Here is a 26,975-nt window from a genome sequence, read left to right as displayed (position 1 = left end):
CATTTTTTTCTGCAATCTGTATTGCTGCTATCGTAATTTGGTGGCTTTAATGAGTCCTGAACCTAGAAATGTTCTATGATTGCGAAAGGCGACATATCCCAGCGCCAGTACGAATGCGATGAGCAAAAAGCCGATCGCTTTGCTTTCCATGGAAGGTTGCGCCAAAAGACTGGCAATCGACGGCGGCAGCGCCAGCATGGAAAAGCCGATGCAATGAATGGGCAAAGGGGTGAGAGAGGCCACAACACCGGTGGTCAGGCCCATTGTCACCAATGCCATGAAGGTATGGCCGAAACTGTTTTCTGGCGCCACGAACAAAAGATCCACGCAGCCCCACATCGCCCCCATATATAGGGTAAAGACCAAAGAGGACCGCAAAGACCGGCCCTTCATCATTTTCAGGTCGAGTTTTTTCTGGATGGAAAGCGCTTTTCGCAAACTATAGAGCGAAGGCAGCACAACCATCAAAATCCAGAGGGAAAGAAGCCATACAGAGACATGATCACGCAGAACAAAAGTGACCATAAAGGCCACAATGATGCTCATGATCGCCATCATCGGCACAAAGGCAAGAAGATGAGAAAATTGACTGCGCCGAAGCAACAATCTTGGAATAAAAATATCTGAGTGTGTATCAGACCATGAGGCCAATCTATCCGACTGATCCTGCTTTACACGCATCAAGACGCCCCCTGAAAATCCACATAGAAGGACCGTCTCATTCTTGAGTAAATTTTGTTTAAAGAATTTCCGAAAAATGGGCCTTGGGGCGTTTTTAAGCAGCCGGGCGTTGATAGGCACTTCTCGTGCCATCAATCCAGCCGCCACCCAACAGCTTGTCGTCTTCATAAAAAACAGCCGCCTGCCCCGGTGAAACGCCGGTTTCCGGCTTCAAAAGGCTGACCTGCGCTGTTTGGTCCGGTGAAAGATGCAGCAAGGCGGCAACGGGATCTTGGGTATTGCGGATACGCACCTGGACGGGCCGTTCTTCGCCAGCGGCAAGCATGCCATCAAGCCAGTTGAATTCACGCACGGTAAAGCTGGCGGTTTCCAAGGCAGACCGTGGCCCCACAACAACCCGGCGGGCTTCCGGTTCCAGCTTTATCACATAAAGCGGGTCCGCTGTTCCGCCCACACCAATGCCCCGACGCTGGCCAATGGTATAATGCACAATGCCGTCATGCTGGCCCAAAACACGGCCACTCAGATCAACAATATCACCGGGATCACACGCGCCGGGACGCAAGCGCTCGATAACGCTGGCATAATTGCCCTGAGGCACAAAGCAAATGTCCTGACTGTCGGGCTTGTCGGCCACGATCAGGCCAAAATCTTCCGCCAAAGCACGCACATCCGGCTTCAAAAGTCCCCCCAGCGGGAACCGCAAAAAATCCAGTTGCTCGCGGGTGGTGGAAAACAGGAAATAGCTTTGATCGCGGCGCTGATCGACAGCTTTATACATCTGCCAATGATCGCCATCCCGCATGGAACGCACATAATGGCCGGTGGCCAGACAATCGGCGCCCAAATCCCGTGCTGTTTGCAGCAAATCGCGAAATTTCACCCGTTCATTACAGCGGATGCAGGGAATAGGCGTTTCACCGCGCAAATAGCTGTCGGCAAAATCATCCATCACCGCTTCGGAAAAGCGGCTTTCATAATCCAGAACATAATGCGGGATGCCCAAAGAGTCAGAAACCGTCCGGGCATCGTGAATATCTTGCCCGGCGCAACATGCCCCTTTTTTCTGAACGGCCAGCCCGTGATCATAAAGCTGCAAGGTAATGCCGATCACCTCATAGCCCTGCCGGGCCAATAGAGCCGCGGTCACAGAACTGTCCACCCCACCGGACATGGCAACCACCACACGGGTATCGCCCGGCGCTCGGTCGAAACCGAGGCTGTTACAGCTACCAGGCGTCCATGAGGCCGCCTCGGCGATCAATTTGTCCAATATTGCGCTCACCCGCGGCAATATAAGGATTATCCCGAGAAACTCAACACGCGGAAAAACAAAGCGCCCCGCATGGACGACGGCAGTGGGCAAAGGTGGGACCAACATATGGGCAGACTTTACCCGTGCATCAGCGAAAGCGGAAACATACAGCGCAGGGTGAGAAGAAACTTATATTTAAAATCAATGAATTAAGCGGATTTCCAAAACTGGCCCGCGCTTTGCATATGAGGTGGCGACAGAACGCATATGGGGTGGAAACACTTTACATATGTAGTGGCGACATAATGAAGAGCGCAAAAGAATGGCTTTTATTGACCCCAGTTTGGCACAAACCCGCCCCACCCCCTTTGCAGGAGATTCTGCAAATGGTCCCTTTTCCATAAGCGGGACGGGAGGCTTTGCGTCTGCACTGAGTCTGGCCTTTGGCAGCGCAAACATGGAGGCTTCACCGGCCACAGAGTCTTCTTTATTGGCGCGCCAGCAGACCATTCTGGCCGGACAAGCCCCTGCCAATGGGGCTACACAAATAACCAATATGGTCGAAGACGCCGTTCTTTCATCGAATATAACGCCCTTGGAAAACGCGTCTGTCCTTGCATCAGCACCTGAAGCCGAGGTTGCTCCTCAACCCGGCCTTGATTTTGACGCATCAGCCCAAACCAATGATGCGCCTGATCCGCAAGCAGCGAGCCTCACAGACTTGTTGTCTTCTGGGCAAACCACGACCACCATATCGTCTGGCGCTTCTCTTTCTTTAGAGGGCGATGCGCCCGATATGGATACAGTGGTGGCAACTGATCCCACGCTTCTGGTCCAAAATATCAGCACGGTCCCAAGTGCCGGGAACATCCAGACCGGCCTTCCCGCCGAAAACACAGCCGCGCCGAATATCTCGCTCAATCTGGCTGAAAAAGCTGATATAATGGCCGCTGCCGGTTTGCGCACCCAAGGCAGGAACACCGCTGCACCGTCGGGTGCCACGGCCCCTCTTGGGCAGGCAGGGCAGCAGCCAATACTAACCGCTGCGGCGACCGGTCCGAACGCTGGCTCAAATACTGGCTCAAATACTGGCCCTAATACTGGCCCGAACACTGGCCCGGCCGATGAGGCCACGGGCCAGTCCGGTGACGCACAAGCGCAATCCGTAACCACAAAAGCGGCCAGCCTGAATGTTGGTGCCGATCAAGCCTTTGGCACGGGGACCGATCAATCGGTCTCCACTGCCATAGATCAGAAAATGGCGGCCCCTTCCACAAAGGCTCCCGTCAACACGGCCCCCACCACCGATCCCGCCATTCTGGCTGAAATGGCACCCGTTTCCGCCGCCGCCACCACAGCGGAGACGGTGAAGGACAGCCTTGCCAAAACCACCCAGAATCCACAGTCTTTGACACAAGACCTGATGTCGTCTTCCGCCCCTTCGGCTATCGCATCGGCCTTGAATGAAGGTGGCGCGCGGGTTGACGACAAGGCTGTCAAGCAAGCGCTGGATGGGGATGCCAGTATCAACAGCGTCGGTGTCTTTTCGCGCAGTGCTTCAAAAGCAAATCAGGCCAGCCAAACTTTAGGCAGCGCACAAACCGCAATCATGACACCTCCACAGGGGCAAGCGCAGGCTCACGCGCAGGGACAAACCGCCAATGACCCTGCGGCCTTCTCGCAAGCCATCAAAGATGCAGGCGGTGATACGCTCCTTACCCAAGCGGACGCGCGCGCAGCAAACACGTCCCCGTCACTCACCGCCAATCCCGTGACCACAGCCGACGCGCCCATCAACCCCTTGTCCAGTCTGGAAGCCTTGGCTGCCCAAGCAAGCGGGCGGGTTCCAACGGACGGGACCATGGCTTTGCAAGGCAGTAGCGCCAGCACAGACAATGCCAGCCACCTGGCCCGCACACACAGCGAAAGCCCGGCGACACAAGTGGCAATGGGCATCGCAAAAGCCGCATCGGACGGCAAAACCCGTTTCACCATCCGGATGGACCCGCCAGAATTGGGCAAGATCGAAGTAAAGCTGGATCTGATGAAGGATGGCGGCGTGAAGGCGATCATTTCCGCCGACAACCGCGATGCTTATGACATGCTGCAACGGGATAGCCGCGCCCTGGAACGCCTGTTGAATGATGCAGGGCTGAAAACCGACAATAACAGCCTGAATTTCTCGTTCAATCAACAGGGTGGCAAAGATCCCGGTGCCGCTTTTGCGGGCTTTGACACAGGCGAACACGGGCACGGGCAAGAACAGGGCCAAACCCCTGAAAATACCGATCTCGGCCTCGCCCATAACGACCCGGATTTCGACCCACACACTCAAATGAACCTGGCCATCAATGATGGCCTGAACATTGTTGTCTGAAACGCTTTAGGACATTCAGATCATGGATATAGCAAGCATCACAGCCGGATTGTCGGGTCAGACAGAAACCGTTAGCAATGGTATTGCGCAGGATTTCGACACGTTTCTCACCCTGCTCACCACCCAATTGCAAAATCAGGACCCGCTGGAACCCACGGACAGCAATGAATTTACCCGCCAGCTTGTGTCATTCGCCGGTGTGGAACAGCAAATTCAGGCCAATGAAAATCTGCAGGATCTCTCTACCCTTACCGCTTTCAACCAAAACGCAGCGGCGGTGAATTATCTGGGCAAAACCGTCACCATCGCGGGCGATACCATCACCAATGATGGCAGCACGCCTTTAGGGTTTGAATATGACCTTCCTGTCACCGCCGACAAGGTTACGGTCCAGATTCTCAATGCCGATGGCGATGTGGTCTTCGAGCAGGATGGTGAAACCAATTTCGGTATCCACCGCATTGATCTCAGCTCCTTTGATGGGGAAACACCCGTCCCGGCGGGCCAATATTCTGTTCGGGTGGACGCAAGAGACGCGGACAACAAAGCCATCCAGACCAACAGCTTTGTCAGGGCACGCGTAGACGAGGTGGAAACCTCGGGCCTGACACCGCTTTTAACCATTGGCGGGCAACGAATCCCGTTACACCAGATTGCCGCTGTCGCAGCATAGACAGTCTGTTTCAGTTACAAGGAACGCAAAATCGCGTTTCCAATGGGCCACATAGATCGTTGCCCAACATGGCAGAAGCCTTTGTTTTCAAAAGGTTCAACCGGTCATTAGGGCCGAATACAGATAAGGGACGGCAAGCCCGTTACCCCTTATAAAAGAGGAGAGCACCATGGCTTTTGCAGCATTGTCTTCCGGCGTATCAGGCTTGACCGCTTTCACTGAAGGCATCGGCATCATTTCCGATAATATCGTCAATGTGAACACAGTGGGCTATAAAGAAACCCGCAGCCGCTTCACCACCCTTGTGACCGAAACCCAATCCACAACGCGCTTTTCACCGGGCGGCGTGGCTGCACGGGCACAAACATTGATCAGCGAGCAAGGCTTGTTGCGTTCCACCGCATCGCAAACCGATTTGGGGGTTGATGGCGCGGGCTTTTTCGTCGTCCGCGCAGCGCCTTCTGCCAATTCGCCGGATGGAGAAATTCAATTTACCCGCGCCGGGAACTTTACACCGGATTCCGCTGGCTTTCTCAAAAATACGGCGGGAAATTTTCTTCTCGGCTTTCCCATTGATTCACAGGGCAATATTCCCACCAATATCGGTGATCTGAGCACCCTTGAACCGATTAATGTCAGTGGCCTTACAGGGACGGCGGAAGCCACCTCGAATGTCAGCTTGCGCGCCAATCTTCAATCGTCACTGACAGCGACCACGACCGGCGGCTCCGGTGTGGGCGGCGTGGTGGCCCAGGGCGATCTGGCGGACGGCACCATTCCCCCGGATTTTGCACAAACCATTACCGTGTTCGACTCTCAAGGGAGCAGTCAGGGCCTTACTTTGGCAGCGGTCAAAACCGGCACCAATACCTTCCGTTTTGAAATTTTTGCGCAAGACCCCACGGCAATCAATGTGGCAGAAACACCGCCAGGCCTGGTCATGTCGGGCGAGATCAATTTCAATTCCGATGGGTCTTTGACCAGCTTCAATCAGGAATTCCCGAACGCTGTGCTGATCAACCCGGCCAACGGGCAACAAATTTCCCCAACAGCCAATCTTAATTTCGCGGGTGGGGCTTCCACCGAAACGGTCACCTTCAACTTTGGCCGTGCAGGCGACAATGATGGCATCACCCAGTTCGACAGCACATCGACCCTTATTTCGTCCAATGTGAATGGTGCGGTGTTTGGCAATGTGATCGGCACCAATATTTCGGAAGATGGCGTGGTCACGGCCCTGTTTGATAATGGCCTGTCCCGCGATGTGTTCCAGCTTCCGGTGGCGACATTCCCCAATCCCGATGGGCTGACCCGGCTTCAAGGCAATGCTTTCGGGGTTTCCGACAATTCGGGGAATTTCTCGGTGGTCTTACCCGGAACCGGTGGCGCCGGCACCATTGCGCCCTCTACTTTAGAAGCCTCTACGGTGGATCTGGCCGAAGAATTTGCTGATTTGATCGTCACACAACGATCCTTTTCGGCATCGACCCGGATTATTTCCGCGGCGGATGAAGTTCTGGAAGAACTGGTCCGGATCTAGCAGATTTTACGGCAAGTCTTCTATTTTGAAGGGCGGGGAGATCGTTTCCCCGCCCTTTTTCATATAAATTGGAACGATTATCGACCTGCCGTTAACCCATATTGTCGCGTCATTAACTTTCCCCTTTAGCGCTTTTTTAAACGGCCTTGCGCTAATCTCGTTTTTCCCAATCGGCAATGTGCGCAATCCAGGGCGCAGACCAAGGAATGAAGATGTGAGGCAAGTAATCGGACCGACAGGCGAGCCTTTAACGCTCGACGACCTTCCCCCAAAAAACACCAAACGCTGGGTAATCCGCCGGAAAGCGGAAGTTGTGGCGGCTGTCAGAGGGGGGCTTATTACCCTTGAAGATGCCTGCCGGCGCTATTCCTTATCCGTGGAAGAATTTCTTTCATGGCAACGGGCCATTGACCGCAATGGCCTGCCCGGCCTGCGCGTAACCCGCGCCCAACAATATCGTGAAGAGCCTCTGACAAATTAGATCAAGAGCGGCATAACCATTTCGTCTCCACAACCTTAACCACCCGTCTTTCCGCCATTTTTCGGGGCAGGCACCGCCGCCTGCCCTTTTGCAAAGGCGCCTCGATTCACTTATTTTCTTGTTTAGGGCCTTTAAAATTTCGGCCCTAACTGGGCAAAAAATGCCTATTATTAACCTGCTCTTTACCGTCATCCCCCTATCGTCGCTACGTTAAACGGTGTCGCAGCGGCACCGATATGTCAATTTGGTGGGGTGCCTGTGAATCGCTTGATACAATTGCTGGCCAGTTTTGGTGCCACACGCCTGATTGGAATGGGCGCTGTCGGGGCCGCCCTCATCGGATTTTTCCTGTTCATATCCTTGCGGCTGTCCGAACCGGACATGACATTGCTGTTCAGCAATCTCGACATGTCGGAAAGCGGCCAGATTGTCGAACAGTTGAAAGCCCAGAATATTCCATATCGCGTGGCCGATGGTGGCCGCACCATAATGGCCCCCGCAAACCAGGTGAATGAACTGCGCGTATCGCTGGCAGGGCAAGGCCTGGGCGGCGACATCATGGGCTATGAAATTTTCGACCGCTCCGATGGATTGGGCACCACCAGTTTTGTACAAAATATCAATCTGGTACGCGCCATCGAAGGAGAGCTTTCCCGCACCATCCGTGAAATCCGCTCTGTCGATTCTGCGCGGGTGCATATCGTTATGCCGGAACGCGCCCTTTTCTCTCGCGAAAAACGCGAGCCCACGGCCTCCATCGTTTTACGCACCCGCAACACTTTAGGGCAAAATCAGGTAGCGGCGGTTCAATCACTTGTGGCGGCGGCGGTGCCCGGCTTAAGCCCCTCCAATATCTCCATTGTCGATCAAAACGGCACCCTGCTCGCCCGCAGTGGTGAAGGCATGGCCATGCCCGGCATGGCCTCCAGCCTTGATGACAAGCGCCGCCGCATGGAAGAGCAACTGCGCACCCGCGTTGAATCGCTTTTAGAAGAAACCGTTGGCGTGGGTCGGGTCCGAACACAAGTGGCCGTTGAGCTGGAATTAAGCTCTGAAACCACCAATGAAGAATCCTATGATCCCGATAGCCAGGTGGCCCGATCCACCCGCACCATCGAAGAAAGCAATCTGGATCAGGACCGCGACCCGGCCAATGTCAGCGTGGGCAACAATCTTCCCGATGCCGGAGATGCGGACAATGCAGAAGCAACATCCCTCAACCGCTCCGATAAAGTGGATGAAACGGTCAATTTCGAGATTTCCCGCACGGTGCGCACACGGGTCAAGGAAAGTGGCGATATCAAGCGCCTGACCGTGGCTGTGGTGGTGGATGGGACCTATGCCGAAAACGACGATGGCACCCGCGTCTATCAGGAACGCTCTGCGGCCCAAATCGAGCAATTGGCCACTCTTGTGCGCTCGGCCATCGGATATGATGCCAATCGCGGCGATGTGGTGGAAGTGGTCAATCTGCCTTTTGTCCAGGAAGAGGTGCAAGGCACCGATGCAGCCGAGCCCTTCTCGCTATTGGGCCTGAACAAAGACGATCTTTATAATCTGTTGGAAATGCTGCTCTTGGGCATTGTGTCTTTGCTGGTTCTTCTGCTGGTGGTGCGCCCCTTGGTGAACCGGCTGATCCAGGCCATTCCCGATGCATCAACGGCCAATCAAGCACAACTTGAAGGCGCGCAAGCACATATGGCCTTGGCAGGGCCGCAAAGCTACCGGATCACCTCTGAACTGGAAAATGCCGCAGCCCAGGGCGACCCCCAAGCCATTGAGCAGCTTAATCTGGCTCGTTCTCAAGGGACCTTGCCCCCGCCTGCCAACACTGAGATCGATGTGGCCGGTGTGGATAACCGCTTGAAGGATTCCAGCATCAAGAAGGTTGGGGAAATCGTGCGCTCCCACCCTGAAGAAGCCGCCGCGATCATTCGTAGCTGGCTTTATGCGAAACAATAAATTTTCAAGGACCGCGCATCATCATGTCTGACGATAAAGAACTTTCCAAAATGTCCGGCCCGGAAAAAGCTGCGGCGTTCATGCTTGCCATCGGGGATGACTATGGCAAGCCGATCTGGGAAATGTTGAGCGAAGAAGAAGTGCGCGAATTGTCCGTTGCCATGTCCAATCTTGGACAGGTGAGCGCCCAAACCGTGGAAACTTTATTCAGCGGCTTTTCCGGTGAAGTCACAGGCGTCGGCTCTCTCAACGGGTCTTTCGATACCACCGAACGGCTGCTGGCCAAGATCCTTCCCGGTGACCGGGTCAGCACCATCATGGAGGAAATTCGCGGTCCTGCCGGTCGCACCATGTGGGACAAGCTGGGCAATGTGAACGAGATGGTTCTCGCGTCCTATCTGAAGAACGAATATCCCCAAACGGTTGCGGTGGTTCTGAACAAGATCAAACCTGAACATGCGGCGCGGGTTCTGTCGGTTCTGCCCGAAGATTTCTCCATGGAAGTGGTGATGCGGATGCTGCGCATGGAAGCGGTGCAAAAAGACATCATCGACAAAGTGGAACAAACCCTGCGTATCGAATTCATGAACAATCTGGCGCGCACCAGCCGCCGCGACAGCCATGAAACCATTGCGGAGATTTTCAATTTCCTCGACCGCAATTCCGAAACCCGCTTTCTGACGGCTTTGGAAGATCGTAACCGGGAAAGTGCCGAACGCATCCGCGCCTTGATGTTCACCTTTGAAGATCTGGCAAAGCTCGATCCCGGCGGGGTGCAAACCCTGCTGCGCAATGTGGACAAGGGCAAGCTGGCTTTGGCGCTGAAAGGGGCATCCGACACCCTGCGCGATCTGTTCTTTTCCAACATGTCGGAACGCGCTGCAAAAATCTTGCGCGAAGATATGGAAGCCATGGGACCTGTGCGTCTGCGCGATGTGGATGAAGCGCAAATGACCATGGTCAACAAGGCCAAGGATCTGGCGGAAGAAGGCGAAATCATGCTGACCGACAGCAAGGGCGAAGACGAACTCATCTATTAAAACAACATATCATCCTTCTTCCATAAGGATGAAAGAGACCGTGTGAAATCGGGAATGAGGCTAATGTGGCACCGGTAAAATACAATTTTGACACCAGCTTTGGCGACAGCCGGGCCGATGCCGTTCAAGAAGAACTGGATGCCTTGCGCCGCCAGATCGGCGAGGCGCGTGAAGAAGGCCGCCGGGAAGGCATGGCCGCAGGGCGCACACAAGCGCTTGGCGAACTGGAAGCCAGGATCGCGCAAACTCTTGACCGCATTTTGGCGTCTTGTGCCGAAATGGCCAAGCAAACCCGCCAGATTGAACAATCGCTGGAAGCGCAGGCAGCCAAACTGGCCCACGCCATTGCCATGACATTGGCCCCGTCTTTGATGCGCACCCATCCGCTTTCGGAAATTGAAGCGCTGGTGGCGGACTGTATGGATGGATGCCGCCGCGAACCGCGCATTGTGGTGCGGGTGCATGAAAGCCTGCTGGACCCCATCCAGAGCCGCCTTGACGCATTGAAGCTTACAGGAGGCTTTGCCGGTCAGGTGATCTTGTTGGCCGATCCGGATTTAGGGGTGCAGGACTGTCGCGTGGAATGGCCCGATGGCGGCGCGGAACGGGATATGAAGTCCCTTGAGAAACAGATTGGCGAAGCGGTACAGAAATTTCTCTCGCCCTATGAAAATCCTGACGCCCCCGATCCATCGGCCCCGTAATTTCAAACAATGACAAGCCGTACAGAGGACAGCACATGGCCGGTTTAGAAGACGAAAATGGCACAACGGCTCAGGGGGTTCCCCTTGATGATCTGCAATCGGACAATCCGCGCGGCAGTGTCGATGACGATCAGGAACAACGGAGCGCCCATGATCTGGAACCGGTGTTCGATGTGCCGGTGCGCGTTCAGGCCGTTTTGGGCCGCGCCAATCTGGAAGTGAGCCAGCTTTTGAAACTGGCCCCCGGTGCCGTTCTGGAACTGGACCGGAAAATCGGTGAAGCCATCGATATTTATGTGAACAACCGCTTGGTGGCCCGCGGCGAAGTGGTTTTGGTGGAAGACCATCTGGGCGTCACCATGACCGAAATCATCAAGACAGAAAGGACGTAACGCCCATGTCCGCCCTGATCGCGCTGCTGTCCGCTTTTGGTCTGCTTGGTGCTGCTATAGCACTGGGCGGGGCCCCTGCGGCCTTTATCAACGGGGCGGGAATCCTGATCGTTTTATTGGGCACCATGGCGGTTACGGCCATCAGCTTTTCCAGTCGCGAACTGGCCGATATGCCGCGTACGCTATGGCGGCTGATCACAGAACCGCAGCGCGATCCGACATTGGCGGCCCTGACAGTTTTGAAGCTGGCGGAACGGGCACGCAAAGATGGCATGATCGTGCTGAAAAAAATTCTGCCCTCCATGGACGACACACCCTTTCTCGCCAATGCCTGCCAGTTGATCCTTGATGGCTCCACGGCGGAAGAAGCCGAAGCGATTTTGCAACGGGAAAGCCATTCGGTGGCCAATCGCTATCTGCGCTCCATCGAAGTGTTGCGCCGCGCGGGCGAAGTGGCCCCGGCCATGGGCCTGATCGGCACCTTGATCGGCCTTGTGCAGATGCTTGGCTCGCTGGATGATCCCAGCTCCATTGGGCCGGCCATGGCCGTGGCGTTGCTCACCACCCTTTACGGGGCGATCATGGCCCATCTGGTGTTCATCCCCTTGGCCGCCAAAGCAGAGCGCATCGCATCGGACGAGACGTTGCTCAATACCGTTTATGCCATGGGGGCCACCTCTATCAGCCGCAAGGAAAATCCGCGTCGGCTGGAAATGCTGATCAACACCGTTTTGCCGCCCTCGAACAAAATCATGTACTTCAAATAACGACCAATCGTCCGACCGCCCGGTTTTGGCGGCAAGGGACAGGAGACAGACTATGCGCTTGCTGATCGTGGGAAAACTGGATGGCCAATTGGGGAATGCCTCGGCCATTGCCGTGAAAAATGGAGCCCGCGTCACCCATGCAACCGATGCACAAACCGCCCTTGAAACCCTGCGAAGCCGTGGGGCGGATCTGTTGATGGTGGATGTTGCTTTGGATATCAAGGCCATTGCCGCGCAGCTTAAAAGCGAGCATTTCTCCATCCCCATCGTCGCTTGCGGTATCGGCACCGAGGCCCGCGCGGCAGCCCAGGCCATCCGCGATGGCGCCAAGGAATATATCCCCTTGCCCCCCGATGCGGAATTGATCGCGGCCGTTTTGGAAGCCGTGGCCGATGAAAACGATACCTTCATCGTGCGCGATGCGGTGACACGGCAAGTGGTGCAACTGGCCGAACAGGTCGCCCCGTCAGAAGCCAGCATCCTGATCACCGGAGAATCCGGCACCGGTAAAGAAGTGTTTGCCCGCCTTGTGCACCGCAAATCCAATCGTGCCAAACAAACCTTCGTTTCGGTCAATTGCGCCGCCATTCCGGAAAATCTTTTGGAATCGGAACTGTTCGGCCATGAAAAAGGGGCCTTCACCGGAGCGGTTGCCCGGCGCATCGGTAAATTTGAAGAAGCCGATGGCGGAACGCTTTTGCTGGACGAAGTGTCGGAAATGGACATCCGCCTGCAAGCCAAGCTGTTACGCGCCATTCAGGAACGGGAAATCGACCGGGTCGGTGGCGCCCGTCCGGTCAAAGTGAATATCCGCATCATCGCCACATCGAACCGCGATTTGGCCGAGGAAGTGAAAAAAGGTACCTTCCGCGAAGATTTGCTGTTCCGGCTCAATGTGGTCAATCTTCGGGTGCCGCCCTTGCGCGAACGGCCCGCAGATATTGAAGCACTGGCAGATTATTTTGCCCGCAAATATTCCGATGTGAATGCCATTCCGTTCCGCCCGCTATCCGATGGCGCACGGACCTTGCTGCGCGCCTATAGCTGGAAAGGCAATGTGCGCGAATTGGAAAACACCCTGCATCGCGCGGTGTTATTGGCCAGCGGCGATGAAATCGGCCCCGAAGCAATCTCCCTGCCCGATGGCACCCGTCCGCAGATGACCGCGGCGGCAGAACAGCCACAGCAAAATGACGGCGAGATGATCGCAACGGGCGGTGCGCCTTTGGTGGGCCGCACAGTGGCCGATGTGGAACGGGATCTGATTATTGATACCTTGAAGCATTGCCTGGGCAACCGCACCCATGCCGCCAATATTCTGGGCATTTCCATCCGCACCTTGCGCAACAAGCTCAATCAATATCAGTCCGATGGTGTACCGGTACCGGCGCCCGGTGAAGGCGCGCGGGCCGCGTTTTGACCGCCCCAATCTGTTTTAAAAATCGGGATCACCATCCATGAGTGACGCCGTCACAAAATCACCGGACAAGGGAGCCGCCAGCGCCTCCGCCAGCTTGCGCTCTCTGTTTGGGGCGGCGCGGGGCACCGATGTAGCCATGGCCGTAGGGGTTATGGGCATCATTTTGATGCTGATCCTGCCCATGCCGTCTTGGCTGCTGGATTTTGCATTGGCCACCTCCATCACCTTTTCCGTGATGGTTTTGATGACCAGCCTGTTCATTGAAAAACCGCTTCAGCTTTCCTCCTTCCCGACCATTTTGCTGATCGCGACCATGTTGCGGCTGTCGCTCAATCTGGCCTCGACGCGGTTGATATTGGCCAAAGGCCATGAAGGCACCGATGCCGCGGGCCATGTGATCCAGGCATTTGGCGAATTTTTGATGGGCGGCACGGTGGTCATTGGCGTGATCGTTTTCGCCATTCTGGTGATCGTCAATTTCGTGGTGATTACCAAAGGCTCGGGGCGCATCGCCGAAGTGGCGGCGCGTTTTTCCCTTGATGCCATGCCCGGCAAGCAAATGGCCATCGATGCTGACCTGTCGGCGGGCCTGATCAATGAAACCGATGCCAAGGCCCGGCGCAAGGAACTGGAAGACGAAAGCGGCTTTTTCGGCTCCATGGACGGGGCGGCGAAATTTGTGCGCGGCGATGCCATCGCCGGCTTGCTGATTACCTTCATCAATGTGATTGGCGGCATGGTGGTGGGCATTGCCATCAACGACATGTCGTTCACCGATGCCGTCAACCGCTATACAGTGCTAACGGTGGGCGATGGTCTTGTGAGCCAGATCCCCGCCCTGATCGTTTCTGTGGCCGCCGGTATGCTGGTGACCAAGGCCAAGGCCGAAGGCTCTACCGACAAGGCCCTGACAGAGCAGCTTACCGCCTATCCCAAGGCTTTGGGCATTTCCGCAGCCTTGCTGGTTTTGCTGGGCTTGATGCCCGGCCTTCCCTTTTTGCCCTTTGCCCTTTTGGGCGGCGGTCTGGGCTATGTCACCTTTGCCATCGACCGCAAAACCCGTGTGGCAAAAGAACAGACGGATTTGACGCAGGCGCAAGAAAGCAAAGCCGAAAAGCCAAAAGAAGAGCCCATTTCATCGGCACTGGCCATTGATATGGTGCGGCTGGAACTGGGCTATGGATTGCTGCAATTAATTAATGAAAACAGCGGATATCGGCTGACAGACCAGATCAAGGCCCTGCGTCGCCAGATGGCTAGTGAAATGGGTTTTGTGATGCCATCGGTGCGTATTCTGGACAATATGCAGCTTCCCACCAACAGCTATTCCCTGCGTATCAAGGAAACCGAAGCGGCACGCGGCGAAGTACGCCCCGGCTTTTTGCTGGTGATGGACCCGCGCGGCGAGCCTGTAAACATGCCCGGCGAACGCACAACCGAACCGGCCTTTGGACTGCCCGCCACCTGGGTTGAAGAAAGCATGCGCGAAGAGGCGTCCTTCCGTGGCCATACGGTGGTGGATGCGGCCACCGTGGTGACCACCCATCTGACCGAAGTTATCAAAGACAATATGCCTGATCTGCTATCCTATGCAGAAACGCAAAAGCTTTTGGATGATCTGCCCAGCGCCCAGCAAAAGCTGGTCAATGATCTGGTGCCCAATATGGTCAGTGTGTCCACTATCCAGCGGGTTCTTCAAGCCTTGCTCAGCGAACGGGTGTCTATCCGCGATCTGCCGACCATTCTGGAAGGCATTGCCGAAACGGCGGGTGGCACGCAAAATATCGTCCTCATCACCGAACATGTGCGCTCTCGCCTTGCCCGGCAATTGTCTTCTTCCCATACCGGAGACAATGGCTTCATTCCACTCTTGACCCTCTCGCCGAAATGGGAGCAAGCCTATGCTGAATCCTTGGTGGGCCAAGGGGAAGAACGTCAATTGGCCATGGCCCCTTCGGCACTGCAAGAGTTTATGAACGATCTGAGAGAGGCTTATGACAAAATGGCGCAGCGGGGAGAAACACCCGTTTTGCTGACAAGTCCGGGCATTCGCCCTTATGTACGATCCATCATTGAACGGGTTCGCCCGGCCACCACCGTTTTATCGCAAAGTGAAATTCATCCAAAGGCGAAGATCCGCACTTTGGGGCAGGTATAAAGCCGCATAAACGCATTGAAGAAATAAGGAACAGGGACGTTCATGCGTCTTAAATCATTCAGCGCCAAATCGATGAAAGAGGTCATGGCCGAGGTCCGCGAGGCCATGGGACCGGACGCCATCATCATCTCTGTCGAGCAAAGCTCCACAGGCGGCGGCGTGCGCGTGACAGCCGCGGTGGATGGCGATCAATCACCGCCACGCGAAGTCACGACGCCGCAAACCCGGCCCGCACCCGCCACGGAAGACAATCAGCGCGGCCCGTCTTTTATCACCCCGGAATTCGATATAGCGGATCTGAAGGCCATCATCGGCCATCATGGCCTGCCTTATGATTTGGCGGAACGGGTGATGGATGCCGCAAAAAGCTTCGATGCCGCCTCTTTGGCCGATGCGCTGGCCCATGCTTTTGACAGCCTGATCGGCTTTTCGCCCTTGGGGCTTTCTCTGCCGCGCCCCATCATGCTGGTGGGGCCACCGGGGGCCGGAAAAACCGTATCGGCAGCGAAATTGGCGGCGGAAGCGCGGGTCCATGGCCATTCCGTGAAACTGATCACCACCGATATGGTGAAATCCGGCGGCGTGCACCAACTGGATCATTATGCCAAATTGATGGATCTGGATATCGGCACGGCGCAAACCGCCGAAGATCTTGTAACCACGATCGAGCGGGATCGCCCCGCCGAATTGACCTTGATCGACAGCTGCGGCGTCAATCCTTATTCCATGGATGAGCTGGAACGTCTGGTGCGCTTGTTGAAAGCCGCCGATGCGGAGCCGGTTCTGGTGTTGCCTGCGGGCCTTGATCCTGCGGAAAGCGCCGATATCGGTGAAATTTTTGCCCAAATGGGGGCACGGCGCTTCATTGCCACCCGCCTTGACGGGGCGCGGCGCTATGCCAGCCTGTTGACCATTGCCCGCGGCGGTCGTTTGGCGCTGGCCGGTCTTAGCCGTAGCCCCTTTGTGGCCGAACCCTTGGAAACGCCGGCACCTTTGATGCTGGCGCGATTGTTTGCCACCCTGCCCACGGCCCTTTCCCGTAAACGCGCAAAAGAGCGGATGAGTTGAGATGACGCCCATATCCAAAGACCATCTGGAACGAAAACTGATCACCGTTGCATCGGGTAAGGGCGGGGTTGGAAAGACCTGGCTGTCCACCACCCTTGCGCATGTTCTTGCCCGCTCTGGCCGCCGTGTGCTGTTGTTCGATGGCGATCTGGGATTGGCCAATGTGGATATCCAGCTTGGGCTGACGCCCGAGCGCGATATTGGCGATGTGATCAATGGCACCCGTAGCATTGCCGAGGCGATCACCGTTTATGGCGAAGAAGATTTTGGTCGCGGCTGTTATCATGTTTTGGCGGGCAAATCCGGCTCCGGCGCCTTGGGCAATCTTACTCGCGAAACGCTGTTATCCTTGCGGGCCGGCTTGATCGCCATTGCCGCCGATTATGATCACGTCATCCTTGATCTGGCAGCTGGCATCGATCCGTCTGTCACCATCCTGTCGCGCCATAAGGGCCTGATCCTGACGGTCATGAGCCCCGACCCCACCTCTCTCACCGATGCCTATGCCTTTATCAAACTGACAGTGCAGCGCGCGCCGGAAGCGGATATCCGCGTGGTGGTCAATCAAGCCACCAACAAGCGCGAAGGAGAACGCACCTATGAAGCCATCCGCAAGGTGTGCCAAACTTTTTTGAAAACCAATCCGCCGCTGGCGGCCATTGTGCGCTTTGATACCAAAGTACGCGATGCCATTCGCCATCAAGTGCCGCTTTTGGTACGCCATCCGCAAACAGATGCCGCCAATGGCATTGATGAAATTGTGCGCTTGCTGGTCAGCCCCACCCCTGCCCAATAAACAAATGCAAATGCGCAATTGTACGCGGGCAGGGCATGGGCTATTGTCCGCGCGATTCTCAATAAGGGCCGCGTCCCCTCTTTAATCCGGATGGGATGCGCACTCGTTCATGCCGTCATGGGCGGGCCGGACAGGAGCCGTTATGTCGCGTCGCAACAAAATCTATGAAGGCAAGGCCAAAATTCTGTATGAAGGCCCCGATCCGGGAACCCTGATCCAGTATTTCAAAGACGACGCAACCGCATTCAATGCACAAAAGCGGGCCACCTTGCAGGGCAAAGGGGTTCTGAACAACCGTATTTCAGAATATGTGTTCACCCAACTGGCCACCATCGGTATTCCCACACATTTTGTGCGCAGCCTCTCCATGCGTGAACAGCTTGTGCGCGCCGTGGAAATCATTCCCGTTGAAGTGGTGATCCGCAATATCGCCGCCGGGTCCATCTGCAAACGGCTTGGGCTGGAAGAAGGCACGCCCCTCCCCCGTGCCATTGTCGAATATTATTATAAAGATGATGCGCTGGGCGATCCGATGGTGGGCGAAGAACATATCACCGCCTTTGGCTGGGCGCAGGATTTCGAAATGGATGAAATCATCCATATGGCCTTGCGCATCAATGATTTCCTGAGCGGATTGTTCACCGGAATCGGCATCAAGCTGGTGGATTTCAAGCTGGAATTCGGACGCTTCTACACCGAAGAGCATGTCCAGATCATTCTTGCCGATGAAATCAGCCCCGATGGCTGCCGCCTTTGGGATATGAAAACCAACGAAAAGCTGGATAAAGACCGCTTTCGCCGGGATTTGGGCGGCGAGATCGAGGCTTATCAGGAAGTGGCCCGACGCATGGGCGTCTTGCCCAGCGCCGATATCCGCGACATTGCAGAAGGCGAAAACCGTAAAAAACGAAAAGGATGAACCAGATGAAGGCGCGCGTTCATATCACGCTCAAATCAGGGGTTTTGGACCCGCAGGGCAAAGCCATTCATCATGCGCTGGACAGTTTGGGGTTTTCCGGTGTCGATGATGTGCGCCAAGGCAAATATATCGAGCTGGACCTTCAAGAAACGGACCGGGAAAAAGCCCGCGCCGATGTTGAAGATATGTGCCGGAAATTGCTCGCCAACACAGTGATCGAACGCTTTTCCATCGATCTGGACTAATTCCCGAAGGAGCCTTGCCATGAAAGCCGCCCTGATCACCTTTCCCGGCTCCAATTGTGATCGTGATATGGCTGTGGCCATCAAATCGGTCACGGGACGCGCTCCCATTGCTGTTTGGCATAGTGAAACTACGTTGGGAGACGTGGATTTCATCGCATTGCCCGGCGGGTTTTCTTATGGCGATTATTTGCGGTGCGGGGCCATTGCCGCACGGTCGGGCATTATCCCGGAAATCATCCGCGCCGGCAAACGCGGCGTGCCGATTCTGGGGATATGCAATGGCTTCCAGATCCTTACGGAAATTGGTCTTTTGCCCGGGGCGCTGATGCGCAATGCCGGGCTTCATTTTATCTGCCGCGACGTGCCTTTGCGCGTGGAAACCAGCCAAAGCGTTTTTACCGGCGGATATCGCACCGGCTCGGTGGTGCATATGCCGGTCGCCCATCATGATGGCAATTATTTCGTCGATCCCGACCAACAAAAGCGGCTGGACGATGAAGACCGCATTGCATGGCGCTATTGCACCAAATCCGGTGAGGTGACCCCCCAGGCCAATATCAACGGATCGGTGGGCAATATCGCCGGTGTGTTGAACGAAAGCCGCACCATTCTGGGGATGATGCCCCATCCCGAACGGATGATAGAATCCGCGCATGGCGGCACCGATGGCCGTCCGCTGTTTGAAAGCGCCTTGTCGATGCTCGCCACTCTTTGATCTGCCTTTTGATTTATGGACCCTCGCGCTTATGTCTGATGTTATCACCCCTGCCATCATCCAGGAGCACGGCCTGAACGAAGAAGAATATGCCCGTATCGAGCGGGTATTGGGACGCGCCCCAAATCTTTTGGAACTGGGCATCTATTCGGTGATGTGGTCCGAGCATTGTTCCTATAAATCGTCCCGCCTGCATCTCAAAAAACTGCCGACCAAAGCCCCTTGGGTGATCTGCGGACCGGGAGAAAATGCCGGCGTCGTGGATATCGGCGATGGGCAGGCCGCCATTTTCAAAATGGAAAGTCACAATCACCCCAGCTTCATCGAACCTTATCAGGGGGCTGCCACCGGTGTTGGCGGCATATTGCGCGATGTGTTCACCATGGGCGCGCGCCCGGTGGCCAATATGAATGCCCTGCGCTTTGGTGCGCCCGAACATCTTAAAACCCGGCATTTATTATCGGGCGTGGTGGCGGGTATTGGCGGCTATGGTAATTGCGTGGGTGTGCCCACTGTGGGCGGTGAAACCGATTTCCACCCCAGCTATAATGGCAATATTCTGGTCAATGCCATGACGGTGGGTGTCGCCGAAATTGACAAAATCTTCTATTCTGCGGCGGCAGGCATCGGAAATTCGGTGGTCTATGTGGGGTCCAGAACCGGGCGCGACGGTATTCACGGCGCCACCATGGCCTCAACGGAATTCAGCGAAGATACGGAAGAAAAACGCCCCACGGTGCAGGTGGGCGATCCGTTCACGGAAAAACGGCTGATCGAAGCCTGCCTTGAATTGATGAGCACCGATGCCATCATCGCCATTCAGGATATGGGGGCCGCAGGGCTTACCTCGTCTTCTGTGGAAATGGCCTCGAAAGGCGGCGTGGGCTTTGCGCTGGACCTGTCGAAGGTCCCCTGCCGTGAAGACGGCATGCAGCCCTATGAAATGATGCTGTCGGAAAGCCAGGAACGCATGTTGATGGTTCTAAAGCCGGGGCATGAGGCCGAGGCGCAGGCCATCTTCCGCAAATGGGAACTGGATTTTGCGGTGATCGGCCAGATCACCGACAGCGGCAATCTCAGCCTGACATTCGAAGGGGACCTCGTTGCCGATATCCCCGTGCCCAGCCTGACCGATGATGCGCCCATTTATGACCGCCCACATGTCCAGCCCAGCCGGCGTGCCCCCCTTAGCCCCGATCAAGTGGCCCGACCCGATGATTATGGCGCGGCTTTGCTGCAATTGATGGGCGGGCCCAATCTATCGTCGCGCCGGTGGATATGGGAACAATATGACCATATGGTCATGGCCGATACCATCCAGCGGCCCGGCGGCGATGCCGCTGTGGTGCGGGTGCATGGCACCCAAAAGGCACTGGCTATTTCCACCGACTGCACCCCCCGCTATGTGGCCGCCGACCCGAAAGAAGGGGGCAAGCAGGCCGTAGCAGAAACCTGGCGCAATCTAACCGCTGTGGGCGCCACCCCCCTTGCCATCACCGATTGTCTGAATTTCGGCAATCCCGAACGGCCGCAGATCATGGGGCAGTTCGTTGGCGCCATCGAGGGCATGGCCGAAGCCTGCCACGCTTTGGACTATCCCGTGGTATCGGGCAATGTGTCTTTATATAATGAAACCAACGGCACCGGTATCTTGCCAACGCCCGCCATCGGTGGTGTGGGGCTGTTGAAAAACGCCCAGCGCATGGCAGGATTGGCCTTTCGCCGCACAGGCGACCGCCTGATCCTGATTGGCGAGACAAAAGGCCATCTGGGCAGTTCGCTATATATGATGGACTGTCTGGGCCGCGAAGATGGCACGCCGCCGCCGGTGGATCTGGTTGCCGAACGTAAAAATGGCGATTTCGTGCGATCCCAGATCGAAGCCGGCCTTCTGGATGCGGTGCATGATCTGTCCAGCGGCGGTTTGGCCGCCTCCCTTTGCGAAATGGCGCTGGCCGGAAATATGGGAGCACGCATCGATCTCGCCCCGCTTTCCTTGCCCGCCCATGCCGCCCTGTTTGGCGAGGATCAGGCGCGGTATTTGCTGGCCGTCTCAAAGGACAACCTCGCAGAAATTCTGGCCTTGGCCGAAAAAGCCGGGATTGATGCGGTGGATTTGGGGGAAACGGGCGGATCGTCCATTCACATTGCGGATGTTCTGGATGTGCCTCTTGATGATTTGCGTAAGGCCCATGAAGGCTGGATGCCCCAATTCATGGCCCGTGCCGACCTTTAAAAGACCGCACGCATCGGGCCATATCCCTAAAGCGCTTGAGACATAGTGCCACTCTCATTAGATAGAGGGAGTGGACTGTTTTTATAATAAGAGGAAATCTCCCCATGGCCATGAGCGCAAACGAGATCGAAACAATGATCAAAGACGCCCTGCCCGGCGCCAGCGTTGACATTCAGGATTTGCGCGGCGATGGCGATCATTATGCAGCCCATGTGGTTTATGAAGGCTTTAGAGGATTGCCGCGCGTCAAACAGCACCAGATGGTCTATAACGCCTTGCAAGGCCGTATGGGCGGTGTTCTTCATGCTTTGGCGTTACAAACATCGGCCCCGAAAGAATAACGAGCAAGACAATCGAAAAATCAAGACTGGACAAAAACGGTCCAGCTTCACATATCCGGTGCAATGCCACCCTATGAATGGAGTCCGATAATGACCGAAACCACCCATGACCGCATTGCCAATGATGTGAAAGCCGACGATGTTGTGCTGTTCATGAAAGGCACACCGGTTTTCCCGCAATGCGGATTTTCCTCTGTCGTGGTCCAGATTCTGTCGCATATAGGGGTTCCGTTCAAATCCTATGACGTGCTCTCCGATCAGGAATTGCGTCAGGGGATCAAGGAATTTTCCGATTGGCCGACCATTCCCCAGCTTTATGTGAAGGGTGAATTTGTCGGCGGCTGTGACATCATCCGTGAGATGTTCGAAAATGGCGAATTGAGCGAATTGCTGGAAGAAAAAGGCATCACCGCCAAAGCCTGACCCTTCGATCAAAGGGAAACGGCCCCAGCCCCCCTTAAAATCCTGTTCTATCAAGCACGACTATCCCCATCAGCCCGCCGGACAGATGATCCAGCGGGCTGATTTTTGCGCCCTTAGCGCCTTTGGAGCAAAGGCCGGCATCAAATGATCGTCGGCAAAAATATCATCTTGATACATATCGAATAAGTATATATTGCTATTTCATATATTCAGAATATGCCAAATGGAGACGACCGTGACAAAAGCTGCCCCTGTTCTTGCCCTTATCCTTTCTGCGTTTGCCCTATCGGCCTGTTCCATTTCGGTGGATGAAAACGGCTATGAGCGCCATATGGCCTACAAAGAGAGCAGCAACGGAATCGAAATGGGGGAAACCCGCATCACCATCGAACAGCCCGCCCCCACACGCGGAGCAGCAGCGGCGGAAATGGATCGGATGATGCAGTCATTGCGCGATCGGCAATGTGTGATTGTTTCCGCACATAGCTGGCGGCGTTTGCGCACAGAAAGCGGCCCTGATCTTTATGGCCTGCGCCTATCGGCCTCTTGCCCCGATCATGCGCCGATTCTTTAAAATAACCGGAATAATGTGAAGAGGGCGGCAGCCCCGCCCCCTTCAATCCACATAACCCAAGGTCGGGATCTTCAGCACCTCCCCGCAATGCTTGCAATGCACCGCATCGGGATCATGCTTGCTCAGCCCGCAATTCGGGCAGGGATAATTGACCTTGCCGGGCCGGAAAATGGTTTGCACCAAGCGCAAAAACAACGCCACGCCAAACACCATGATCAACACGGATAAAAACCGCCCCCACGCCCCCTCCAGAGTGATATCGCCAAATCCTGTGGTGGTCAGCGTTGCCACGGTAAAATAAAGCGCATCGATATAGGTGCGGATTCCCTCATTGCGGCCCACCTCCACCACATAAACAACGGCGGCGGTCACAAACAAAAAGACAAACAAGTTGATGGCCGATTCGATCAGATCTTCATTGCGGCGAAACCACAAGGCTTCCTTTCGCAGTTCTTTCAGCAAATGATAAGAACGCAGCAATCGCAACATTCTGAGAACCCGCATGAAAGCCAAATTCTCGATAATGATCGGCGCGACCAAAGACACGATCACAATCAGATCGGCCATGGATACAATGCGCAAAGCCGCTCGCCATGCACGATTGGCAATAATCAGCCGGGCAATATAATCAAGGCTCAAAACAACGGCGACACCATAGCCAATCAAGCGCATCCAGGGCTGTGGCTGCATCATGGAGGTGGCCAGAAAAAAACCGATGGTCAGGATATCAAAGCCCAATAGCGTGAAGCGAAAGCGCTGGGCGGCCTCTGTTTCCCCATAATACCAGCTGCGCAACCAGGCCTCCAGATTCTGCAGCGGCTCTACAGCGTCTTCCTTTTCAGCCTCTTGCTCCATCGGACATCCTTTCATCCATGGGCCTCATTGCTGTCACACCAGCCCTGATCCATCCCGGATTTCGCCCCCCCATGTGACGCATCCAGAGTCAGGCCCCATTAAATGCACGCTTGTGATGATCTTGGAAAGGGTGAGATGCAGGAAGAAGGCCTGTAAACAAAAGGCGCCCCGATGAGAGGCTTGCCAGACAGCAAAGTGCCCGCCCCAAGATAACTCTTCGAGCAGGCACATATTTCATGGCTTCCGGTACTCGATCAAAGAATACCAAGGCTTGAAAAGACATCCGCCACATCATCGGCAAAACGGGCGGATTTTGACACGATGGGAACCGTATCGGGCAAGCCATCCAGCTTGGGATGGCCGCGCTTTTCACTGGTCAAAAGCGCCACGGGAATCCCTTTTGTCGATGGCATAACGCTAAGCGCACAGGCAAAATCAATCCCCGTAAGCTCTGGCATATAATTGGAGACGATCACCAGATCGGGCCGCATTTGCGCCGCCAATGCCAGCGCATCCACCGTGGAGCGCACATTGACGATCCGATAGCCACATTCCGCCAGCTCTCTGGTTACAAAATGTGTCGCCGCCCCTTCGGTCATCACCAGCATCAGTTCGACATCACGGACTTCCACATCCTCGACCTCGAACGATCCTTTCGCAGGCAAACGGCGACAGAACGCCGCAATCTGCTGCGGCGTGGCATTGAGATTGCCTTCCAAAGCCTCACTGATCCGGTCAATGAACACCTGACATTCATCCAGAACCCGACCTTCCAGATGATTGGCACTTTCCAGATAATCTTCAAAACGGTGGGCAAGAACCTTGATCATGTTCACACCAATGCTGGCCGCCAATCCCTTGATGGAATGGGCATGCTGGCGCAGCACCGCACGTACCGTTGCCTCTTCAAGCCGTTTGTGCTGCACATCCTTTATAAGGGATGTCATTTGTGTGCAGCGATCCTCGATGGCATCCAGCGCTTCTTGCGCCGCCTCTTCAAGGCTGGGAAGGTCCAAAGTCATAAGGTCATCTAACTCCTGTACAAAGCCGGTCACGAAACCAAAGCCGAGAATAGAAGCAAAGGGTCAAAAAAACTCTAACGAAACATCGTCAAGGATATGCGTCACAGTGCTTGACAATTCGCTGTCTGGCTCTATGTTTGCGCCTTCGATTCTGCCGGTGGGATTTGGCCCTCCGGCGTCACCTTTGACAAGACGTTGGAGTTCGCCCGATGGCCAAGCCAAATGGCATTAAAATCAAACTTCTGAGCAGTGCGGGAACCGGTTATTTTTATGTGACCAAGAAAAATCCACGCACAATGACGGAAAAATTGACTCTGCGGAAATACGATCCAGTCGTCCGCAAGCATGTGGATTTCAAAGAAGCCAAAATCAAATAAGGTCTTCTTTATCCTGCAAAAAAAGCCGGAGCCTAAATGGGTTCCGGCTTTTTTTATATCTGGAAAAAAGCGCCAAAAGCGCTCAGGCCGCGTTGGCAATCACCACGCGGTTGCGCCCGTCATGCTTGGCTTGGTACAGGGCGGAATCGGCCCGTTCCAGCAAATCTGCCGTGGTGAGAATACCATCGGTAATGCAGGCAAGCCCCAGACTCACGGTGATATTGATGTTCGTCCCGTCAGCAAGGGTGAAGGGCGTGTTGCTGATTGTTTGACGCAACCGCTCTGCAATCATCTCCGCGTCCGACTCCACCGTATCGGGCATCACCACCACAAATTCTTCCCCGCCATAACGCGCCGCCAAATCGACGCCGCGCACATTCCGCGCGATCCTTTTTGCAAATTCATGCAGGATTTCATCCCCCGCCGCATGGCCATAGGTATCGTTCACGGGCTTGAAATGGTCGATATCCAGCATCGCCAAAGACAGCGGCTTTGATGCCTGCCGGGCATGGCGCAGCAGCGTTTCCAGATGGCTGTTCATATAATGGCGGTTATAAAGCCCGGTCACCGCATCGGTGGTGGCAAGCTGCATGGACAAATGGAAATTTTCCCACAAACGGTCAGAATAGCGCTTTCGACGCACCTGTGTGCGGGCACGGGCGGTCAGTTCCAACCGCTCTACAGGCGGGATCAGATAATCGTTCACGCCCATTTCAAGCGCCCGGACAAGCTGCTTTGAACCGCGCTCGCAATCATCCACCACCACCAGAATGGGAACATGGCGGGTTTCTTCAAAGGACCGCAATTTCGAGCAAATCCACAAGCCGTCGGTTTCCCGCATGGATAAAGACACGATAACCAGATCGTAATTTTTCTCCCGCGCCCGTTCCGCCACATTTTCACCGCCGGTCGAATGGGTGATAGTGGCGATTTCAGAGAGCATCTGCCCCACCCGCTTGGCGACTTTTTCATTGTCGTCCACCAACAGGATCGAGGTGTTGGACGGCACAAATGTCTCAGGCACATCCTCGGATTTGTTCCATCCCAGCATCGCCCCTGTATTTTCACGGTTTTTCAGCTCATCCATCATCACTTTCAAACGGACAAGCGACTTCACGCGGGCAAATAGGGAAATGTCATCAATGGGCTTGGTTAAAAAATCTTCGGCCCCCGCCTCCAAACCGGCGATTTTATCGCTCATCTGATCCAGGGCTGTGACCATGATCACCGGAATATGGTTGGTAACAGGGTCTTCCTTGATTTTCCGGCACACCTCGAACCCGTTCATGCCGGGCATCATCACATCAAGCAAAACGATATCCGGCTGCTCACGCTGAACGATCTCCAGAGCTTCAAGCCCGGAGGTGGCACTTAGGACATCAAAATATTCACTGGTGAGCTTGGCTTCCAGAAGTTTCACATTCGGAAGAACATCATCCACAACCAGCACACGTGCTGTCATTCACTTCCACCCGTAAACTGCTTGATCGTCTCTAAAAACTGTTCAACGGAAATGGGTTTTGCAATATAGGCTTCGCATCCGCCTTCACGGATCTTTTCCTCGTCACCCTTCATTGCAAAAGCCGTTACAGCGACCACAGGAATTCCGCGCAGATCTTCATCTTCCTTGATCCACTTGGTCACTTCCAATCCGGATACTTCAGGAAGCTGGATATCCATCAAAATCAGATCCGGCGCATGCTCCCTCGCAAGCTCAAGCGCCGCCATACCATCGCGGGTCTGGATCGTCTCATAATTGTGAGCTTCCAACAGGTCGCAAAAGAGCTTCATATTCAGCTCATTATCCTCGACCACGAGAATTTTTTTCGACATTACGTTCCGATCAATATCCCATCAAGCTACAATGATATGCACCATAAATATCGTCGCCCCCATATTATTCTATTATAATTCCGACCCCGGACGACAATATTCTATACTAGTGGTGCAATCC

General features: G+C 55.1%; 27 protein-coding genes. 21 read left to right on the top strand and 6 right to left on the bottom strand.

Annotated elements, in window-relative coordinates; genetic code table 11:
- Positions 1-27: 27 nt before the first annotated feature.
- Entirely contained in the window at positions 28-546 is a 519-nt protein-coding gene (locus IEX96_RS11575) for a hypothetical protein (RefSeq protein ID WP_188873959.1), read from the bottom strand.
- 229 nt (positions 547-775) lie between these two features.
- Positions 776-1,945, bottom strand: coding sequence for a tRNA 2-thiouridine(34) synthase MnmA (mnmA, locus tag IEX96_RS11570; protein ID WP_373293766.1), 1,170 nt, complete (start codon positions 1,943-1,945; stop codon positions 776-778).
- A gap of 313 nt (positions 1,946-2,258) precedes the next feature.
- Here mnmA and IEX96_RS11565 point away from each other — a divergent pair, with 313 nt between their 5' ends.
- The 20 genes from IEX96_RS11565 to IEX96_RS11470 all read left to right on the top strand — a co-directional run bounded on the left by IEX96_RS11565 (position 2,259) and on the right by IEX96_RS11470 (position 22,767).
- On the top strand, positions 2,259-4,313 hold the full coding sequence (locus IEX96_RS11565; protein WP_150005661.1) for a flagellar hook-length control protein FliK: 2,055 nt from the start codon (positions 2,259-2,261) through the stop codon (positions 4,311-4,313).
- 22 nt (positions 4,314-4,335) lie between these two features.
- Positions 4,336-4,986, top strand: coding sequence for a flagellar hook assembly protein FlgD (locus IEX96_RS11560; protein WP_150005660.1), 651 nt, complete (start codon positions 4,336-4,338; stop codon positions 4,984-4,986).
- A 169-nt stretch (positions 4,987-5,155) separates the two neighbouring features.
- Positions 5,156-6,526, top strand: a complete 1,371-nt coding sequence (locus tag IEX96_RS11555) for a flagellar hook protein FlgE (protein ID WP_150005659.1) — start codon at positions 5,156-5,158, stop codon at positions 6,524-6,526.
- A gap of 214 nt (positions 6,527-6,740) precedes the next feature.
- Positions 6,741-7,007, top strand: a complete 267-nt coding sequence (sciP, locus tag IEX96_RS11550; RefSeq protein ID WP_188873958.1) for a CtrA inhibitor SciP — start codon at positions 6,741-6,743, stop codon at positions 7,005-7,007.
- Between the two features lie 258 nt (positions 7,008-7,265).
- On the top strand, positions 7,266-8,969 hold the full coding sequence (gene fliF, locus IEX96_RS11545; protein ID WP_188873957.1) for a flagellar basal-body MS-ring/collar protein FliF: 1,704 nt from the start codon (positions 7,266-7,268) through the stop codon (positions 8,967-8,969).
- A gap of 23 nt (positions 8,970-8,992) precedes the next feature.
- Positions 8,993-10,009: a flagellar motor switch protein FliG gene (gene fliG, locus IEX96_RS11540; protein WP_150000536.1), complete on the top strand. Its 1,017-nt coding sequence runs from the start codon at positions 8,993-8,995 to the stop codon at positions 10,007-10,009.
- A 65-nt stretch (positions 10,010-10,074) separates the two neighbouring features.
- Complete coding sequence (locus IEX96_RS11535; RefSeq protein ID WP_188873956.1) at positions 10,075-10,713, top strand: FliH/SctL family protein; 639 nt, start codon at positions 10,075-10,077, stop codon at positions 10,711-10,713.
- Positions 10,714-10,748: 35 nt separating this feature from the next.
- Positions 10,749-11,105 carry a flagellar motor switch protein FliN gene (gene fliN / locus IEX96_RS11530; RefSeq protein ID WP_150000538.1) on the top strand — a complete coding sequence of 119 codons (357 nt, stop codon included), beginning with the start codon at positions 10,749-10,751 and terminating at the stop codon, positions 11,103-11,105.
- A 5-nt stretch (positions 11,106-11,110) separates the two neighbouring features.
- Positions 11,111-11,872 (top strand): motility protein A, encoded by a 762-nt coding sequence (locus IEX96_RS11525; protein ID WP_150005655.1) that lies wholly within the window; start codon positions 11,111-11,113, stop codon positions 11,870-11,872.
- 52 nt (positions 11,873-11,924) lie between these two features.
- Positions 11,925-13,292, top strand: coding sequence for a sigma-54-dependent transcriptional regulator FlbD (gene flbD / locus IEX96_RS11520; protein WP_150000540.1), 1,368 nt, complete (start codon positions 11,925-11,927; stop codon positions 13,290-13,292).
- A 37-nt stretch (positions 13,293-13,329) separates the two neighbouring features.
- Positions 13,330-15,450, top strand: coding sequence for a flagellar biosynthesis protein FlhA (gene flhA / locus IEX96_RS11515; RefSeq protein WP_150005654.1), 2,121 nt, complete (start codon positions 13,330-13,332; stop codon positions 15,448-15,450).
- Between the two features lie 42 nt (positions 15,451-15,492).
- Positions 15,493-16,518: a flagellar biosynthesis protein FlhF gene (locus IEX96_RS11510; protein WP_150005653.1), complete on the top strand. Its 1,026-nt coding sequence runs from the start codon at positions 15,493-15,495 to the stop codon at positions 16,516-16,518.
- Between the two features lies 1 nt (position 16,519).
- Complete coding sequence (locus IEX96_RS11505; protein ID WP_150005652.1) at positions 16,520-17,314, top strand: nucleotide-binding protein; 795 nt, start codon at positions 16,520-16,522, stop codon at positions 17,312-17,314.
- A gap of 142 nt (positions 17,315-17,456) precedes the next feature.
- A complete protein-coding gene (gene purC / locus IEX96_RS11500; protein ID WP_150000543.1) occupies positions 17,457-18,233 on the top strand; it encodes a phosphoribosylaminoimidazolesuccinocarboxamide synthase in 777 nt (258 codons plus the stop codon).
- Between the two features lie 5 nt (positions 18,234-18,238).
- On the top strand, positions 18,239-18,478 hold the full coding sequence (gene purS, locus IEX96_RS11495) for a phosphoribosylformylglycinamidine synthase subunit PurS (protein WP_150005651.1): 240 nt from the start codon (positions 18,239-18,241) through the stop codon (positions 18,476-18,478).
- A 19-nt stretch (positions 18,479-18,497) separates the two neighbouring features.
- Complete coding sequence (gene purQ / locus IEX96_RS11490; protein ID WP_150005650.1) at positions 18,498-19,193, top strand: phosphoribosylformylglycinamidine synthase subunit PurQ; 696 nt, start codon at positions 18,498-18,500, stop codon at positions 19,191-19,193.
- A gap of 31 nt (positions 19,194-19,224) precedes the next feature.
- Positions 19,225-21,429 (top strand): phosphoribosylformylglycinamidine synthase subunit PurL, encoded by a 2,205-nt coding sequence (gene purL / locus IEX96_RS11485; RefSeq protein WP_188873955.1) that lies wholly within the window; start codon positions 19,225-19,227, stop codon positions 21,427-21,429.
- 104 nt (positions 21,430-21,533) lie between these two features.
- Positions 21,534-21,770 carry a BolA family protein gene (locus tag IEX96_RS11480; RefSeq protein WP_150000547.1) on the top strand — a complete coding sequence of 79 codons (237 nt, stop codon included), beginning with the start codon at positions 21,534-21,536 and terminating at the stop codon, positions 21,768-21,770.
- A 90-nt stretch (positions 21,771-21,860) separates the two neighbouring features.
- Positions 21,861-22,193, top strand: a complete 333-nt coding sequence (gene grxD, locus IEX96_RS11475) for a Grx4 family monothiol glutaredoxin (RefSeq protein ID WP_150005649.1) — start codon at positions 21,861-21,863, stop codon at positions 22,191-22,193.
- A 235-nt stretch (positions 22,194-22,428) separates the two neighbouring features.
- A complete protein-coding gene (locus IEX96_RS11470; RefSeq protein WP_150005648.1) occupies positions 22,429-22,767 on the top strand; it encodes a hypothetical protein in 339 nt (112 codons plus the stop codon).
- 42 nt (positions 22,768-22,809) lie between these two features.
- On the opposite strand, the gene IEX96_RS11465 is transcribed toward IEX96_RS11470, so the two are convergent.
- Together IEX96_RS11465 and IEX96_RS11460 are read right to left on the bottom strand one after the other, a co-directional pair.
- Positions 22,810-23,637 (bottom strand): ion channel, encoded by an 828-nt coding sequence (locus IEX96_RS11465; RefSeq protein ID WP_229773703.1) that lies wholly within the window; start codon positions 23,635-23,637, stop codon positions 22,810-22,812.
- A 239-nt stretch (positions 23,638-23,876) separates the two neighbouring features.
- Complete coding sequence (locus IEX96_RS11460) at positions 23,877-24,644, bottom strand: Hpt domain-containing protein (RefSeq protein ID WP_150005647.1); 768 nt, start codon at positions 24,642-24,644, stop codon at positions 23,877-23,879.
- A gap of 209 nt (positions 24,645-24,853) precedes the next feature.
- Here IEX96_RS11460 and rpmG point away from each other — a divergent pair, with 209 nt between their 5' ends.
- Positions 24,854-25,021, top strand: coding sequence for a 50S ribosomal protein L33 (gene rpmG, locus IEX96_RS11455; protein WP_150000552.1), 168 nt, complete (start codon positions 24,854-24,856; stop codon positions 25,019-25,021).
- An 82-nt stretch (positions 25,022-25,103) separates the two neighbouring features.
- On the opposite strand, the gene IEX96_RS11450 is transcribed toward rpmG, so the two are convergent.
- On the bottom strand, positions 25,104-26,483 hold the full coding sequence (locus IEX96_RS11450; RefSeq protein WP_150005646.1) for a PleD family two-component system response regulator: 1,380 nt from the start codon (positions 26,481-26,483) through the stop codon (positions 25,104-25,106).
- Complete coding sequence (locus IEX96_RS11445) at positions 26,480-26,854, bottom strand: response regulator (RefSeq protein ID WP_150005645.1); 375 nt, start codon at positions 26,852-26,854, stop codon at positions 26,480-26,482. Before IEX96_RS11445 ends, IEX96_RS11450 begins: the two co-directional genes overlap by 4 nt.
- Positions 26,855-26,975 lie beyond the last annotated feature (121 nt).

Origin of the sequence: Iodidimonas muriae (genome assembly GCF_014647255.1) — a bacterium.
Lineage (GTDB): Bacteria > Pseudomonadota > Alphaproteobacteria > Sphingomonadales > Rhodothalassiaceae > Iodidimonas > Iodidimonas muriae.
Note: the sequence above shows the minus strand (reverse complement) of the source record. Positions and strands in the feature narration are given on the sequence as shown.

What these genes read in the sequence shown, in the direction of transcription:
- IEX96_RS11575 (WP_188873959.1), bottom strand. Translation starts at nt 546, where the DNA reads ATGAGCATCATTGTGGCCTTTATGGTCACTTTTGTTCTGCGTGATCAT.
- IEX96_RS11565 (WP_150005661.1), top strand. Translation starts at nt 2,259, where the DNA reads ATGGCTTTTATTGACCCCAGTTTGGCACAAACCCGCCCCACCCCCTTT.
- IEX96_RS11560 (WP_150005660.1), top strand. Translation starts at nt 4,336, where the DNA reads ATGGATATAGCAAGCATCACAGCCGGATTGTCGGGTCAGACAGAAACC.
- IEX96_RS11555 (WP_150005659.1), top strand. Translation starts at nt 5,156, where the DNA reads ATGGCTTTTGCAGCATTGTCTTCCGGCGTATCAGGCTTGACCGCTTTC.
- fliG (WP_150000536.1), top strand. Translation starts at nt 8,993, where the DNA reads ATGTCTGACGATAAAGAACTTTCCAAAATGTCCGGCCCGGAAAAAGCT.
- fliN (WP_150000538.1), top strand. Translation starts at nt 10,749, where the DNA reads ATGGCCGGTTTAGAAGACGAAAATGGCACAACGGCTCAGGGGGTTCCC.
- IEX96_RS11525 (WP_150005655.1), top strand. Translation starts at nt 11,111, where the DNA reads ATGTCCGCCCTGATCGCGCTGCTGTCCGCTTTTGGTCTGCTTGGTGCT.
- flbD (WP_150000540.1), top strand. Translation starts at nt 11,925, where the DNA reads ATGCGCTTGCTGATCGTGGGAAAACTGGATGGCCAATTGGGGAATGCC.
- flhA (WP_150005654.1), top strand. Translation starts at nt 13,330, where the DNA reads ATGAGTGACGCCGTCACAAAATCACCGGACAAGGGAGCCGCCAGCGCC.
- IEX96_RS11510 (WP_150005653.1), top strand. Translation starts at nt 15,493, where the DNA reads ATGCGTCTTAAATCATTCAGCGCCAAATCGATGAAAGAGGTCATGGCC.
- IEX96_RS11505 (WP_150005652.1), top strand. Translation starts at nt 16,520, where the DNA reads ATGACGCCCATATCCAAAGACCATCTGGAACGAAAACTGATCACCGTT.
- purC (WP_150000543.1), top strand. Translation starts at nt 17,457, where the DNA reads ATGTCGCGTCGCAACAAAATCTATGAAGGCAAGGCCAAAATTCTGTAT.
- purS (WP_150005651.1), top strand. Translation starts at nt 18,239, where the DNA reads ATGAAGGCGCGCGTTCATATCACGCTCAAATCAGGGGTTTTGGACCCG.
- purQ (WP_150005650.1), top strand. Translation starts at nt 18,498, where the DNA reads ATGAAAGCCGCCCTGATCACCTTTCCCGGCTCCAATTGTGATCGTGAT.
- purL (WP_188873955.1), top strand. Translation starts at nt 19,225, where the DNA reads ATGTCTGATGTTATCACCCCTGCCATCATCCAGGAGCACGGCCTGAAC.
- IEX96_RS11480 (WP_150000547.1), top strand. Translation starts at nt 21,534, where the DNA reads ATGGCCATGAGCGCAAACGAGATCGAAACAATGATCAAAGACGCCCTG.
- grxD (WP_150005649.1), top strand. Translation starts at nt 21,861, where the DNA reads ATGACCGAAACCACCCATGACCGCATTGCCAATGATGTGAAAGCCGAC.
- IEX96_RS11465 (WP_229773703.1), bottom strand. Translation starts at nt 23,637, where the DNA reads ATGAAAGGATGTCCGATGGAGCAAGAGGCTGAAAAGGAAGACGCTGTA.
- IEX96_RS11460 (WP_150005647.1), bottom strand. Translation starts at nt 24,644, where the DNA reads ATGACTTTGGACCTTCCCAGCCTTGAAGAGGCGGCGCAAGAAGCGCTG.
- rpmG (WP_150000552.1), top strand. Translation starts at nt 24,854, where the DNA reads ATGGCCAAGCCAAATGGCATTAAAATCAAACTTCTGAGCAGTGCGGGA.
- IEX96_RS11450 (WP_150005646.1), bottom strand. Translation starts at nt 26,483, where the DNA reads ATGACAGCACGTGTGCTGGTTGTGGATGATGTTCTTCCGAATGTGAAA.
- IEX96_RS11445 (WP_150005645.1), bottom strand. Translation starts at nt 26,854, where the DNA reads ATGTCGAAAAAAATTCTCGTGGTCGAGGATAATGAGCTGAATATGAAG.